General features: G+C 64.0%; 12 protein-coding genes. 8 read left to right on the forward strand and 4 right to left on the reverse strand.

Annotated features, from left to right (window positions below):
* Window positions 1-3 precede the first annotated feature (3 nt).
* The 8 genes from BHD07_RS30655 (at window position 4) to BHD07_RS30690 (ending at window position 10,765) form a co-directional block, all read left to right on the forward strand.
* Window positions 4-936, forward strand: coding sequence for an ABC transporter permease (locus tag BHD07_RS30655; RefSeq protein ID WP_100670876.1), 933 nt, complete (start codon window positions 4-6; stop codon window positions 934-936).
* A gap of 9 nt (window positions 937-945) precedes the next feature.
* Complete coding sequence (locus tag BHD07_RS30660; RefSeq protein ID WP_338284180.1) at window positions 946-2,472, forward strand: ABC transporter ATP-binding protein; 1,527 nt, start codon at window positions 946-948, stop codon at window positions 2,470-2,472.
* 121 nt (window positions 2,473-2,593) lie between these two features.
* The gene (locus BHD07_RS30665; protein ID WP_338284181.1) at window positions 2,594-3,490 is read left to right on the forward strand and encodes a LysR family transcriptional regulator; all 897 of its coding nucleotides are present in this window, start codon (window positions 2,594-2,596) and stop codon (window positions 3,488-3,490) included.
* A 299-nt stretch (window positions 3,491-3,789) separates the two neighbouring features.
* The gene (locus BHD07_RS30670; RefSeq protein WP_338284182.1) at window positions 3,790-4,890 is read left to right on the forward strand and encodes a glycosyltransferase family 4 protein; all 1,101 of its coding nucleotides are present in this window, start codon (window positions 3,790-3,792) and stop codon (window positions 4,888-4,890) included.
* A 128-nt stretch (window positions 4,891-5,018) separates the two neighbouring features.
* The gene (locus BHD07_RS30675; RefSeq protein ID WP_275599604.1) at window positions 5,019-7,223 is read left to right on the forward strand and encodes an amylo-alpha-1,6-glucosidase; all 2,205 of its coding nucleotides are present in this window, start codon (window positions 5,019-5,021) and stop codon (window positions 7,221-7,223) included.
* Between the two features lie 134 nt (window positions 7,224-7,357).
* A complete protein-coding gene (gene araD, locus BHD07_RS30680) occupies window positions 7,358-9,079 on the forward strand; it encodes an L-arabinonate dehydratase (RefSeq protein WP_338284183.1) in 1,722 nt (573 codons plus the stop codon).
* 25 nt (window positions 9,080-9,104) lie between these two features.
* Complete coding sequence (locus BHD07_RS30685) at window positions 9,105-9,830, forward strand: ribonuclease activity regulator RraA (protein WP_127708420.1); 726 nt, start codon at window positions 9,105-9,107, stop codon at window positions 9,828-9,830.
* A gap of 2 nt (window positions 9,831-9,832) precedes the next feature.
* Window positions 9,833-10,765 (forward strand): 2-hydroxyacid dehydrogenase, encoded by a 933-nt coding sequence (locus BHD07_RS30690; protein WP_338284184.1) that lies wholly within the window; start codon window positions 9,833-9,835, stop codon window positions 10,763-10,765.
* A gap of 93 nt (window positions 10,766-10,858) precedes the next feature.
* Here BHD07_RS30690 and BHD07_RS30695 read toward each other — a convergent pair whose 3' ends face one another.
* From BHD07_RS30695 to BHD07_RS30710, 4 genes are read right to left on the reverse strand one after another with little or no spacing between them, the layout of a single operon-like run.
* A complete protein-coding gene (locus BHD07_RS30695) occupies window positions 10,859-11,746 on the reverse strand; it encodes a DMT family transporter (protein ID WP_100670892.1) in 888 nt (295 codons plus the stop codon).
* Window positions 11,743-13,383, reverse strand: coding sequence for an ABC transporter ATP-binding protein (locus BHD07_RS30700; protein ID WP_100670894.1), 1,641 nt, complete (start codon window positions 13,381-13,383; stop codon window positions 11,743-11,745). Before BHD07_RS30700 ends, BHD07_RS30695 begins: the two co-directional genes overlap by 4 nt.
* Window positions 13,380-14,312 carry an ABC transporter permease gene (locus tag BHD07_RS30705; protein WP_026168691.1) on the reverse strand — a complete coding sequence of 311 codons (933 nt, stop codon included), beginning with the start codon at window positions 14,310-14,312 and terminating at the stop codon, window positions 13,380-13,382. Before BHD07_RS30705 ends, BHD07_RS30700 begins: the two co-directional genes overlap by 4 nt.
* Before the next feature lie 11 nt (window positions 14,313-14,323).
* Window positions 14,324-15,247 carry an ABC transporter permease gene (locus BHD07_RS30710; RefSeq protein WP_338284185.1) on the reverse strand — a complete coding sequence of 308 codons (924 nt, stop codon included), beginning with the start codon at window positions 15,245-15,247 and terminating at the stop codon, window positions 14,324-14,326.
* Window positions 15,248-15,287: the final 40 nt, after the last annotated feature.

The raw sequence follows: 15,287 nt of genomic DNA on the forward strand, positions 1-15,287 counted from the left end.
CCCATGGAAGATGTAGCAAGCCTGAGCTTTCTCGCCGCGACCATCGCAGCCTCATGGCGGCTGGCAGCGCCGCTGATGTTCGCATCAATCGGCGAAGTGTTTTCCGAGCGCGCCGGCGTCCTCAATATCGGCCTCGAAGGCGTGATGCTGGCGGGTGCCTTTGCCGGTTTCGCCGCCGCCTTCACCAGCGGAAGCATCCTGCTCGGAGTCGCCGCGGCGATCGCGGCAGGTGTTCTCGTCGGCCTGTTGTTTGCGTTCTTCACCATCACGATCAAGGCGGACCAGATCGTGGTGGGTGCTGCCATCAACCTGCTCGGCCTCGGCCTGACGGCTTTTCTGTTCCGCGCCTATTTTTCCTCGGCCGGCAAGGGCATCGAGATCGCCAAGCCAATCAATCTGCCGTGGCTGAGCGATCTGCCGTTCTTCGGCGAAGCCTTCTTCCGGCAGAACGCCTTTGTCTACAGCACGCTTCCGGTGGCCGCGCTTGCCGTCTTCGTGCTCTACAGGACGTCGTTCGGCCTGACGCTTCGCGCCGTCGGCGAGCATCCCAGGGCTGTCGACGTTTCGGGCCGCAGCGTAGCGCTCTATCGCTATGGCGCGGTGCTCATCTGCTCGGCGCTCGCGGCGCTCGGCGGCGCCTTTCTGACGCTCGCCCACTCCAACCAGTTCGTCGAAGGCATTTCCTCGGGCCGCGGCTTCATCGCCCTTGCGGTGGTGGTCTTTGCGAGATGGTCGCCGATCGGCGCCTTCATCGTCTCGCTGCTCTTCGGGGTGTTCTATGCGTTGCAGCTGCAATTGCAGGCGCAGCCGGTGCTCTTCCTCCCCTATCAGCTCTTCCAGGCTCTGCCCTACGTCATGACGATCGCGGCGCTGATATTCGTCCGAAACCGGGTCGACACACCGAGCATGCTCGGCGTCGCCTACAAGAAAAGCTGAGGGGGAGAAATGACGGGCAAGCAACTGCTTTTGATGGATGGCATCCATAAACGGTTCGGACCGCTCATCGTCACCGCCGGCGTGACCCTCGACGTCGAAGAGAACGAGATTCACGCGCTGCTCGGCGAAAACGGCGCCGGCAAGACCGTTCTGATGAGCATTCTTTGCGGCGTTCTCTCACCCAATGAAGGGCGGATCGTCTTCAAGGGCCGGCCGCTCAAGCTGGGCTCTCCCCGCGAAGCGATCAAACATCGTATCGGCATGGTGCACCAGCACTTCATGCTGGTCCCCAACCTCACGGTCGCGGAAAACTACGTGCTGGGCCAGGGCTCGCCTTTCAGGGTGATCCGCGACATGAAGGCGGTCCATGCGCGTATTCTGGAGCTCAGCGACCGCTACGGTCTCGACGTGGCGCCCGACGCGCTCGTCTCCAGCCTGTCGGTTGGCGAACAGCAGCGGGTCGAGATCCTCAAGGTGCTCTACCACGGCATCGAACTGTTGATCCTGGACGAGCCGACCGCGGTCCTGACGCCTCAGGAAACCGACCGTCTGCTGCATCTGCTTCGCCAACTCGTCGCGGACGGTAAGACGGTCATCTTCATTTCGCACAAGCTGGACGAGGTGATGCGCGTCAGCGATCGCGTAAGCGTCATGCGCGATGCCAAGGTGGTTCGTACCGTGAAAACGTCCGAGACGAACGCGCGCGAACTGGCGCGCATGATGGTCGGCAGAGACGTCCTGATGGATTTGCCGCGCGCACCTCTCGAGCCCGGTCGTGTCGTGCTGTCGGTCGAGCATCTCAGCTGCGACGGCGAAGCCGGCCTTCCGGCACTGCGAGACGTATCTTTCAAGGTCAGAGCCAATGAAATCGTCGGGATCGCAGGCGTCTCCGGCAATGGCCAGAGCGAGCTGGCGCTGGCCCTGACGGGGCTCCTTCCGGTGGCGTCCGGCAGCGTCACGCTCGACGGGACCCAACTGGCGGGCCTGTCGTCCCACGAGATCAATCAATTGCCCATGGCGCATATCCCCGAGGACCGCCACAGGATGGGCATCGTGTTGCCGCTGCCACTGACGGAGAATCTGATCCTCCAGCGGTTCGACAAGCCGCCCTTCTCCTCTCGTGGATTGCTCGACCTGAACGAGATCACGAAGCAGACCCGTGATCTCATGCGGCGCTTCAAGGTCAAGGCGTCGGGACCGGGGGACCGCATCCGGAATCTGTCGGGCGGCAATCAGCAGAAGCTCGTCGTCGGGCGGGAGCTGGACCGCCGGTTCGATTTCCTGCTGATCAATCAGCTTACGCGCGGCATCGACATCGGCGCGACCGAACTGGTGATGCACAAGATTCTCGAGCAGCGCAGCGCCGGCAAGGCCATTCTGCTGATATCCACGGAGCTCGAGGAACTGTTCACGCTTTCAGACCGCATCCTCGTCATGTATGAAGGCCGCCTCGTCGGCGAGATTCCGCCCGACCGCAGCCGTCTGGAAGAGATCGGGTTGCTGATGGCCGGCAAATCTCCGCTGTCGGCAGCTTGACGACCCGGTCCAAGGCGATCGCGGGTACATCCATTGTTTTTGCGCCAGAAAAAGGGGAACTTGGCTCAAGCGGAACGGGAACAGGCAGCGCTGCTGCCTGGCGCGAGACAGAGAAGTACCGATGAATGTGACACTTCGCCAGTTGCAGGCCTTCATTGCCGTGGCCGAACTCGGGCGTTTCCATCTGGCGGCCGACCACCTGGGACTGACGCAGTCGGCGATCAGCATCCTGATCAAGGATCTGGAGGTTGCCCTCAAGCACCGGCTGTTCGACCGGCACACACGCATGGTCAGCCTTACGACGGCCGGAGCGGAATTTTTGCCCCAGGCCCGCAAGGTCATGTCGGATCTCGAGATCGCGGTTGCGAATGTGCATGAACTGGCAAGCCTGCAACGCGGCCGGGTCACGATCGCGGCGGCAATCGTGCTGGCCGCGACCTTGCTGCCGCCGGTCATTGCGCGCTTCGTCAAGCGCTATCCCGACATATCGGTACAGGTGCGGGACATGCCGGAGGAGGAGATCCGCTCCGCATTGAAGCGGAACGAGGCGGATCTCGGCATCGGCACCGTTTCCGCCGACGATCCGGAGATCCAGGCCAGCGTGCTGATGCGTGACCAGCTCACCTTGATCTGCCGCTCCGACCACAGGTTCGCGAAGGCGCGGCAGGTGAACTGGGCAAGCCTCGCAGGCGAAGGCCTGATCGGACTGGCAAAGGACAACCCCCTGCGGGGGCTCGTCGATCGAGCGCTGATCGCCTCCGGTGTCGAGGTCAAGACGAGATACGAGGTGCGATTCTCGACGACGGCGATCAGCATGGTGGCGGAAGGCCTGGGTATAGCGATCCTTCCGGAAAACTCCCGCCAGCTCACGACCAATGTGGACGTCCGGATCGTCGAGCTGGTGGATCCGGTCATCAGCCGCAACATCTCCATTCTGCAATACCGCCAACCCATGCTCTCGCCGGCGGCGGCGAAAATGAAGGAATTTCTCATGGGAGCGAGCCGCAAACTCTCGTGATGCAGGCCACTTCCAGGAAAAGTGCTGAGCGACCTTCCGACCGGACGTGCGTGTGTGAGGTCAACTGCCGACCGGTGCGGGGCGAAGACCTCGTCGAAGGTCGGCATGACGAGCCCGGCCGGGCGCCGGCCTGAGCCCCACGTCCATAAAGAACAGATCGGCGTCATCCGGCCGCGTCGGTTCGCCGTTGCTCTTGAAGCGCCCGGCGCATCGACTAGATCATAGATGTTGTCCGCCCCGGAGGTTCCCAACGGAGGCTCACAACGCTTCATGACTTCCCGATCCAAGGAGCGTCGCTCATGAAGATAGCCCAGATCGCACCGCTGTTCGAACGTGTACCGCCGAAGCTCTACGGCGGGACCGAGCGCGTCGTTCACCACCTGACGGAAGAGCTCGTCCGGCAGGGCCATGAGGTCACCCTCTTTGCGAGCGGCGACTCGATGACCTCGGCAAAGCTCGTTCCCTGCTCGGATATGGCGCTGAGACTGAACCCTGCGGTTCTGGACCCGATTCCCTATCACATGCTGATGCTGGAGGAAGTGCGCCGGCAGGCGAATGGCTTCGACGTCCTGCACTTCCACATCGATCTCCTGCATTTTCCCCTCGTTCGCAGCCTCGCCGGAAAGACGGTGACGACGCTGCACGGCCGCCTCGATCTGCCCGACCTCCAGCCCTTCTATGCCGCATTCCCGGATGTTCCCCTGATTTCGATCTCCGACGACCAGCGAAAGCCGATGCCGCCGGTCAATTGGGTCGCCACGGTCCATCATGGTCTGGCTCCGGACGTCCTTCCCTTCACCGGCCAGCCGAGGGGCGACTATCTCGCCTTCCTTGGCCGCATCTCGCCCGAAAAGCGGCCCGACCGCGCGATCGAAATCGCTGCCCGGGTCGGCATGCCGCTGAAGATCGCCGCCAAGGTCGACAAAGCGGACGCGGCCTATTGGCTGAACGAGATCGAGCCGCTTGTCCGGCGCTATCCGAACGTCGAATTCATCGGCGAAATAGACGAAGGTCAGAAGGGCGAATTCCTTGGCAATGCACGTGCCCTTCTCTTCCCGATCGACTGGCCCGAACCGTTCGGGCTGGTGATGATCGAGGCGATGGCCTGCGGCACGCCGGTGGTCGCCTTCCGCTGCGGCTCGGTGCCGGAGGTCATCGACCACGGCGTGTCGGGCTTCATCGTCGACAGCATGGAGGAGGCCGTGAAGGCGGTCCACGATCTCGACTGGCTCGATCGCCACACGGTCCGGGCGACCTTCGACAGACGCTTCACCGCCCGACGCATGGCAGATGACTATCTGGATCTCTATCGCGCCCTGGCAGGCGGCGCTCAAAGGGTCCTGCCGATCCATGCGGCGAACGAAAGCGGGGCGGGCCCCGGCTCTACCAGGGTCGCCTGATACCGGATCACGGATGAGTTCTGATCGACCTGAACGCATCGTGATCTACTCGAGGAGCGAAGCGGGATGCGCGTGGAAAACGGCACGCACCTCCCTCATTCTGCTCGCACGCAACGGAGACCGATCCGATGGGAAGCAATCTCTCCGGGGGGCCGGCCCAAGCCGCTCCCGACGTGACATCTGCGGACGACCTGGGGCCTGCAGCGGTTTCGCGTTACGAGCGAAGCTCCAGATCCCTGAAGCACGGCGATACCTTCGCCGTGTTCGATCACAACGGCGACGCATTTTCCTCTCCTTCCAATCCGGAGGGGATCTTCCACCGCGACACCCGCCATCTGTCGCAGTTCGTGCTGACGTTGAACGGCGCCCGGTCGCTGTTGCTGAGTTCCACGCTCAGGGACGACAATGCCACGCTCGACTGCGATCTCACCAATCCGGCTCTCGTGCTCGATCCCGGTGGCGAGGTGTTGAAGCATGACCTCATTCACGTGCGCCGTACCCGGTTCCTCTGGCAGGAGGCCTGCTACGAGCGCCTGGTCTTCCGAAACTTCGATGAAGTGCCGAGAAGGCTGCAGGTCGAATTGTCCTTCGCCGCCGACTTCGCCGACCTTTTCGAGGTGCGGGGCACCCCCAGGCGGCGCCGCGGCACCCATCACAGCGCGCTGGTCGGCAACGCCCGGGTCGTTCTGGCCTATGACGGCCTCGACGGCCAGACCCGCAGCACGACGCTCCGCTTCGATCCGGAACCGGAGAGGCTCACCGGACAGGAGGCGAGCTTTGTCGTCGAGCTCGCGCCGCACCAGGCGCAATCGATCTTCATCGAGATCGTCTGCAACAGTGTCCGGGACAACCCGCACCCGCCGTCCTTCAACTTCTTTCTGGCGTTGCGGGATGCCAGGAGGGCGCTGCGCTACTCGGCCTCGCGCGCCGCTGCGGTGGTCACCTCCAACGCCGTCTTCAACGAAGCCGTCAGGCGCAGCGTCGCCGATCTCTACATGCTGCTCACGGAAACCCCCGAAGGTCCCTACCCTTACGCCGGAATTCCCTGGTTCAGCACCGTCTTCGGCCGCGACGCGCTCATCACCGCGCTCGAAACACTGTGGCTCGACCCGGCAATCGCGAAAGGCGTGCTCAGGCATCTGGCCGCCAACCAGGCGACCGATTTCGACCCCGCCGCCGATGCGGAGCCGGGCAAGATCCTGCATGAGATGCGCTACGGCGAAATGGCGGAACTCGGCGAGGTGCCCTTCCGGCGCTATTACGGCAGCATCGACTCGACCCCTCTCTTCATCATGCTTGCCGGCGCCTATCTCGATCGCACCGGCGATCTCGATACCGTGCGGAGCCTCTGGCCGAACGTGGTGGCGGCACTTGACTGGATCGACCGTTTCGGCGACCGCGACGGCGACGGCTTCGTCGAATATGGAAGCCGCACCGCAAAGGGCCTGGTGAACCAGTGCTGGAAGGACAGCCACGATTCGATCTTCCATGCCGGGGGCAATCTGGCCTCGGGGCCGATCGCGGCCGCCGAAGTACAGGCCTATGTCTTCGGCGCCTGGCAGGCGGCCGCCCGATTGTCGCGCAAGCTCGGCCATGCCGAGGATGCGCTGAGGCTCGAACGACGGGCCGAAGACCTGCGCATCCGGTTCGACACGGCCTTCTACGACGATGAGCTCGGAACCTATTCGCTGGCCCTCGACGGGGACAAGAATCCCTGCCGCGTCCGCTCTTCCAATGCGGGCCATGCCCTCTTCACCGGCATCGCCCTGCCGGAGCGCGCCGGCAGGGTGGTGTCGACGCTGATGGCGCAATCCTCCTTCTGCGGCTGGGGCGTGCGCACGATCGCCGCCTCGGAAGCGCGCTACAATCCGATGAGCTACCACAACGGCTCCGTCTGGCCACACGACAATGCGCTGATCGCGGCAGGCTTCGTGCGCTACGGCTTTCAAGCAGAGGCGGCGAGCATCTTCGAAGGGCTGTTCGCGGCCTCCACCTACACCGACCTCAGACGTCTGCCGGAGCTATTTTGCGGCTTCGCGCGCCAGCGCGCCCGCGGGCCCACCTTCTATCCGGTTTCCTGCGTGCCGCAGGCCTGGGCGGCGGCGGCGCCCCTCTATCTGCTCCAGTCGATGATCGGCCTCGGCTTCGATGCCGGGAGGATGCATGTGACCTTGCACGAACCGACGCTCCCGCCCTTCCTGGACGAGGTCGTGCTGAAACGGCTGCGGGTCGGTTCGGGGATGGTTGACATAGCCCTGAGGCGGTCGAGATCCCAGGTCGTGGTCGACGTCCTGGACCGGAGAGGCGGAGTGAAGGTGCTGACGACGCATTGAGTTGGAACGTTGCGGGAGCACCGCAGGCTGCTCCCGGCCCGCCCGATCTACACTAATGCATTAGTGTATTGCGCCATGTTTCCCGGCATGCTACATCGGCGTGGAAGATCCACCTGTCGGGAATATCCAAGCCAATGACATCCACACTTCGAAGCGCACGGTGGTTTGCCCCCGATGACCTGCGCTCTTCCGGTCACCGCTCCCGCCTGATGCAGATGGGCTATGACGCCAAGGACTGGGGCGAGAAGCCGATCATAGCCATCCTGAACACATGGTCGGATCTCAATCCGTGCCACGCTCATTTCAAGCACCGGATCGAGGACGTGAAACGCGGCGTGCTGCAGGCCGGCGGCTTTCCCGTCGAACTGCCGGTGCAGTCGCTCTCGGAAAGCTCGCTCAAGCCGACGACGATGCTCTATCGGAATTTCCTCGCCATGGAGGCCGAGGAATTGCTGCGCGGCCATCCGATCGACGGCGCCGTGCTGATGGGCGGGTGCGACAAGACCACGCCTGCCCTCGTCATGGGGGCCATCAGTGCCGGCCTCCCGATGATCTTCCTGCCGGCCGGCCCGATGCTGCGCGGGCACTACAAGGGCGAGCATCTCGGCTCCGGCTCGGATGCGTGGAAGTACTGGGACGAGCGCCGTGCGGGAACGATAACGGATGAGCAATGGATCGGCGTGGAGGAGGGGATCGCCCGCTCCTACGGCCATTGCATGACCTTCGGAACGGCAAGCACGATGACGGCGATCGCCGAGTCGCTCGGTTTGACGCTTCCCGGCGCAAGCTCCATCCCCGCCGCCGACGCCAACCACATCCGCATGAGCACGCGATGCGGCAGGCGGATCGTCGAGATGGTGCACGAGAAGCTGGGACCTGAGCAGATCATCACCGAAAAATCAGTCGCAAATGCGAGTGCCGTGGCGATGGCGACGGGCTGTTCGACCAATGCCGTGGTGCATCTCATCGCCATGGCGCGACGCGCCGGGGTGCCGCTGACGCTCGAAGATCTAGACCGGGTCAGCCGTACGACGCCGGTGATCGCCAATATCAGGCCCTCCGGCAAGCAGTACCTGATGGAGGACTTCTACTATGCCGGCGGGCTTCGCGCACTGATGGCCGAAATGAAGGAGCTCCTGCATCTCGACGCGATGACGGTGAGCGGATTTCCCCTGGGGGCGACGCTGGAAGGGGCGGAGGTGTACAATTGCGACGTCATCCGGCCGCTTTCGAACCCGATCTACCATGAAGGCTCACTCGCCGTCCTGAAGGGCAATCTGGCGCCGGACGGCTGCGTCGTGAAGCCGTCCGCCTGCGAGGAGCGGCTGCGGGTCCATGAGGGGCCGGCGCTCGTCTTCGACAGCTATCCGGAGATGAAGGCCGCCATCGACGACGAGGATCTCGACGTCACGCCCGACCACGTGCTCATCCTCAGAAATGCGGGGCCCAAGGGCGGGCCCGGCATGCCCGAATGGGGCATGCTGCCGATCCCGAAAAAAATCCTGAAGCAGGGCTGCCGCGACATGCTGCGCATCTCCGACGCCCGCATGAGCGGGACGAGCTACGGCGCCTGCATCCTGCACGTGGCGCCGGAGTCCCATGTCGGCGGCCCACTTTCGCTCGTCAGGACCGGAGACATCATCCGCGTCGACGTCCCCAACCGGACGATCGACATGCTGGTCGACGAAGTGACCTTGGCGAAACGCCGCGCCGAGTGGACGCGGCCCGCCGACAGATACGAGCGCGGCTATGGCTGGATGTTCTCGAAGCACATCAAGCAGGCCAATGAGGGCTGCGATTTCGACTTTCTCGAAACTGCCTTCGGCGCCCCTGTGGGCGAGCCCGACATTTTCTGATTTCACGAAATTCCAGGGAGGAAACATGACCACCTATGTTCTGTCCGACGAGACACGCAGGAAATTCGAAGGCGTAAGCTGCGCCACCTTATGCACCGCCCTCTTCAAGCGCGGCCTGCGCAACCAGTTCATCCAGGACGTTCGTCCGGTCTCGCCGAAGGCGAAGAACATGGTCGGCCAGGCCTTTACCCTTCGATACATCCCGGCCCGCGAGGACCTGAACCAGCTTTCCGTCTTTCAAAATCCCGAACACCCGCAACGCGCGGCCGTGGAGAAGTGCCCACCCGGTTTCGTCATGGTGATGGATAGCCGGAAGGATCCGCGGGCGGCTTCCGCGGGCTCGATCCTGGTTTCGCGGCTGATGGTGCGCGGCGTCGCGGGTGTCGTCACCGACGGCGGCTTCCGGGACAGCCCGGAAATCGGCGAACTCGACATCCCCGCCTATCACAGCCGTCCTTCCGCGCCGACGAACCTGACGCTGCACCAGGCGCTCGACATCAACGTTCCGATCGGCTGCGGCGACGTCGCCGTCTGGCCGGGAGACGTCGTCGTCGGGGATCGCGAAGGCGTGGTCATCGTCCCCGCCCATCTCGCCGATGAGATCGCCGCCGAAGCCGTCGAGATGACGGCCTTCGAAGACTTCGTCACCGAGGAGGTCCTGAAGGGCCGCTCCATCATCGGCCTCTATCCCGCCACCAAGGATGAGACGAAGACGGAATTTGCCGCCTGGCGCCGGGCCAAGGGACGCTAGGCATGACGATGCTTAGGGACATTACCATCCTTCAGGCCGCCGAACTGCCGGAAAAGACCGATCTGGAACTGAAGGAAACCTTCAATACCGTCCGGCTGCCGAAGGATGCCTCGGCGATCGGGCCGTTTCTTTCCGAATACGGAGCGCGGGTTCGCGGCATCGCCGTCAGGCACGCCCATATCGATGCGGCCATGCTCGACCGCCTGCCGGTGCTGGAGATCATCGCCAGCTACAGTGCCGGTCTCGACGGCATTGATGTCGAGACCGCGCATGCCCGTGGCGTCGTCGTCCGCAATACCTCGAAGATCCTTGCCGAGGATGTCGCCGATCTTGCGCTTGCACTAAGCATTTCGGCCACGCGCGGCCTCATGCGCGGCCACGATTTCGTGCGCGAGGGCAAGTGGGGCGAGAGCGCCTTCCCGCTCGGCCGCTCGCTGAGATCGATGAAGACGGGGATCGTCGGGCTTGGACATATCGGCTCGGCGGTCGCCGCCCGGCTGAGCGTGATGGGAGCGCCGACCGCCTATTACGGCCCGAGACGAAAGCCTGTCGATCTTCCCTATTTCGACGGCATCGAGGCTCTCGCGGCCTGGGCCGATCTTCTGATCGTCACCTGTCCCGCCACTCCCGAGACGATCGGCCTCGTCGACGGCGACGTGCTCGCGAGCCTCGGCCCGGAAGGCTATCTGGTAAACGTCTCGCGCGGCACGATCGTCGACGAACAGGCGCTCATCACGGCGCTCGCCGGAAACGGGATCGCCGGCGCGGCACTCGACGTCTTCGAGAAGGAGCCCTTCGTCCCGGAAGCGCTCCGCACCGATCCGCGCGTCGTCCTCTCGCCGCACATGGGCAGCGGTACGCGCGAGACGCGGCAGCAGATGGGCGACAGCATGGTTGCCGCATTGGTGGAGCATTTCGAGAGCCGCCACGCGTGATCGTTCGCAAGAACCCCTCCCCACCCCCGCCCCACCTGTGAATGGGGTTGGGGAGGGGTTCGTTCCTTGCATTGCACGCTCGCGGCCCCGTCCCTATCCTCGCCTCCTCCCCTCGCGGTGAAAGAGCAACGCGATCGCCCCAAGGATGATCGCTCCGCCGATCACGACCTCCAGCCGGATCGGCTCGCCGAAAAGCACCAGGCCAAGAACGAGGGCGATCGGCAGCCGGATGAAGTCCACGATAACCAGCAGCGAAGCGTCGGCGAGCTTCATTGCCCTCGCGAAGGAGAGCTGGGCGAAAAGGCCGCCGATACCCTGCAGCGCCATGAGGGCGAGGCTGAACAGCGAAGGCGTCTGCCAGAAGGGCAGAGCCATGACGAAAGCCACGGGCACCGTCACGAGCAGGTTCAGCCAGGCGATGCTGAGCGGGTCCTCGCGCTCGGCCGAAACCTTCATCAACAGCGCGACGATGGCGAGACCGACCGCTGACGCCAGCGCCCAGGCCGCGCCTGACTGGAAGGTTGCGGCGCCCGGCCTGACGACGATCAGAATACCGGCGAAGCCGGCAATGAGGCTGAGGACCCGGGCGAAGGCAAACCGCTCCCCGAGGAAAAGTACCGACCCGAGCGCGACGAAGAGCGGCATGGTGAACGCGATCGCGGTCGCGGAGGCCAAAGGTATCTCGGTGACGGCAATGAAGGCCGCGACGAGCGCCAGAAGCTTGACGACGGCCCTGATCGCATGGACGGAGAAATGCATCGACCGGCCGCTGAATTGCGCGATGCCGAGCGGAAATCCGCGGCGGCACAGCATCAGATAGAGCGCGATCAGGCTGGCAAGGTTACGGAAGAAGACGATGCCGATCGGGTGGACCTCCCCGGCCACGAAGCGCACGATGACGCCGTCCATCGCCGCGACCAGGGAATTTGCCCCCATCAGCAGGGCTCCGGCGACGGCCGCAGGCAGGGCGATCTTCTTCATGCCGCGTCGGCGGCTGTCTGCCACTTCGGCTTCGGAGTCGCATTGATGAGCTGGCGCGTATAGGCATGTTGCGGGTTGCGGAAGATCTCTTCCGTCGTCGCGTGCTCGACGATCTCGCCGCTCTTCATGACGATGATGCGATCGGCAAAGTGACGAACGATCGGCAGATCATGGGTTATGAAGATGTAGGCAAGGCCCAGCCGGTCACGCAATTCCGCCAGAAGGTCGATGACCTGCACCTGCACCGAGACGTCGAGCGCCGAGACGGCTTCGTCGCAGACGACGAGCTCCGGATCGCAGGCAAGCGCTCGGGCAATGGCGATGCGCTGCCGCTGGCCCCCTGAGAACTGGTGCGGATAGCGTTTGGCGTGCTCTGGATTTAAGCCGACGAGCCCCAGCAATTCGGTGACCCGGTCGCGCCAGCGCGCCTTCTCCAGAATGTCCTTGTGGATGCGCCACGGCTCCGAGACGATGTCGAACACCGTCATGCGCGGGTTCATCGAACTGTAGGGGTCCTGGAACACCATCTGCACCTTCCGGCGGAAGGCCAGCAGTTGCTTGCGGTCCATCTTCAGCACGTCGCGTCCGTGAAACAGCGCCTGGCCGCCGGAAGCCTCGTTCAGGCCCAGAAGCACGCGCGCGACGGTCGATTTGCCGGAGCCGCTCTCGCCGACGATCCCGATCGTCTCGCCGGCTGCGACGTCGAAGCTCAGGTTCTTGACTGCATGCAAGCGCGCCGGCTTTGCAAAAAACCCGGACGAGAGCGTGTAGAACTTGTCGATGTTCTTCACTTCCAGGATCGGTTTCCCGGCCGGCCGCGGTGGCCTCGCCGGCGCTCCATCGTCGGCATGCGGGAGGGCATTGATCAGCGTCCGCGTGTAGCTGTGGGCGGGATTTTCGAAGACGGCGCGGGCTTCGCCCTCCTCCACGATGCGGCCGGCCTTCATGACGATCACCCGGTCGGCCATATTGGCGGCGACCTCGAGGTCATGGGTGATCATGATGATGGCAAGGCCCTCTTCGGCCTGCAGCTTCTTCAGAAGCTCGAGGATCTGCGCCTGCACGCTCACGTCGAGTGCCGTCGTCGGCTCGTCGGCAATCAGGACTTCCGGCCTGAGCGCGATCGCCATGCCGATCATGATGCGCTGGCGCTGGCCGCCGGAAAACTGGTGCGGATACTGGTCGATGCGCTTCTCCGGCTCCGGGATGCCCACGCGCCTCAATATGTCGACCGCCCTTTGCCGAGCCTCGGCACCGGTCGCAACGCCGTGGACACTGAACACCTCCTCCAGCTGCCAGCCGATCGTATAGACGGGGTTCAGATGGGAGAGCGGGTCCTGGAAGATCATCGCGATCCTCCGGCCGTTGAGGTCCCGCCGCTCACCCTCCGAAAACGAGGAGAGATCGCGCCCGCGATAGGCAACCGAACCCGCGCAGATATCGCCCGGAGGCGTGTCGATGAGCCCCATGATCGCACTCGCGCTGACCGATTTGCCGGAGCCGGACTCGCCCAGGATCACGAGCGTCTCGCCGGCGTCGACATGAAAGCTGACCCCGCTCGTCGCACGGAAGGCACCTCCGAGCGACAGGAAATCCACGGTCAGATCCTTGACCTCGAGGAGGTGTGGGCCGGTCATTTGCGTTTCTCCGGAATGCCCTTCTTCGAGCGGGCGAGTTCGATCCGCCACCGCTGCTGCGGATCGGCATAGGTGCGCCACCAGCTCGACAGGATATTGAGCGAAAGCGTCGTCAAAAGGATCGCCAGGCCCGGCCAGAAGGCGATCCACCAGGCGGTCGAGAGATAGCCGCGGCCGGTCGCGACCATGGCTCCCCAGGTGAATTCAGGCGCCTGGATGCCGAGGCCGAGGAAGCTCAGCGACGACTCGGCGAGAACGACGGTCGCGAAGTCGATGGCTCCGATCGTGACCAGCGTCGGCAGCACGATCGGGGCGATGTGACGGAAAAGGATGCGTGTGTGGTTGGCGCCGAGCGCGACGGCGGCGCTGACGAACATCCGCTCTCTCACCTCGAGCACTTCCGCGCGCGTGGTGCGCAGATAGATCGGCACGCGGGTGATCGCCAGCACCAGAATGAGGTTGGTGACGGAAGGGCCCAGGCTGAAGAGGACGATCAGCGCCAGCAGCAGCGAAGGAAAGCTCATCACGATGTCAGCACCGCGCATGATCATCGTGCCGGCGGCGCCTCGCGAATAGCCGGCAATCAAGCCGAGCATGCCGCCGATGACGACCGAGCAGAGCACCGCAAAAAACGCAATGCCGATCGTGTTCTGCGCACCCACCACGAGGCGCGCGAGCAGGCTGCGGCCGAGCGTGTCGGCGCCGAGCACATAGGTCCAACCCTGAGACAGGCTGAACGGCGCCATGTTTCGTGCGCGGAAATTCGGTTTGTCGATGAGGTCGCCCATCAGCCACGGACCGAAAACGGCGCATGCGACCACGACCAGCAGGAAGATCACGGCGGCGAGCGCAAGCCAGTCCCGGCTGACGAGACGCAGTATCTGAAAACGCGAGACTTTCGTCTCGGGGGTATCGGCGGAAGTCGTCATGGCCGTCGCACTCATCTCGTTTCAAACCTTATGCGTGGATCGAGCCGCGCATAGACGAGGTCTATCGCGATGTTCAGGACGAAGATGGCAATCGCCGTCACCAGCACCGTCGCCTGGATGAGCGCGAAGTCGCGCCGTACGATCGCGTCGATCATGAGCTTGCCGATCCCCGGCCAGCCGAAGATGGTTTCCACGACGACGGCGCCGTTGACGAGGCTTGCGGCGAGGTCGCCGGCGACGGTGATGACCGGGAGGAGCGAGTTGCGCAGGGCGTGCCGGAAGACGATCCGGGACCGGTTCACGCCCTTGGCCCGCGCGGTCTTCACATAGGGCGAGGCAAGCGCGCCCATCATCGTGCCGCGAACGACCTGGACCAGCAGGCCGAAGGGTCTGAGGGTCAGCACGAAGATCGGCATGATCCAATGCAGCGCCGTTCCCGTCCCGGAGGTCGGAAGCAGGCCCAGTCCGACGGAGAAGACAAGGATCGCCACGATCGCAACCCAGAAATCCGGGGCGCTGGCGCCCGCCAGCGACGCGGTGCTCGCGATCTTGTCGAACAGGCTGTTCGGGCGTGCCGCGGCAAGCGACCCGACGACGACGGCGAGACAGAGAGAAAGAACGATCGCGATCACGGCGAGCTTCAGCGTTTGCGGAAAGGCCTCGAGCGCTACTTCCATGGCCGGCCGGTTGCGGCTCAGCGCGTCCCCGAAATCGAAGCGCGCGAGATCGACCAGGTACCGGGCGAATTGCACGACCAGGGGATCGTTGAAGCCGTGCGCTTCCGAGAAGGCCTGACGCTGCGCTTCGGAAGAATCGAGCGGCAGATAGAGATAGGCCGGATCGCCGGTAAGCCTCGAGAGGAAGAAGACGAGTACCAGAAGTCCGATCACCGCGATCAGGCTCTGGCCGGCGCGTCTGAGAATGAAAGCGAACACGGCGTTTCCTTTCCACCGTAATCAAGGAGGGCGCCGCGAC

The organism is Sinorhizobium sp. KGO-5 (assembly GCF_036245905.1).
GTDB classification, from domain to species: Bacteria; Pseudomonadota; Alphaproteobacteria; order Rhizobiales; family Rhizobiaceae; genus Sinorhizobium; species Sinorhizobium meliloti_A.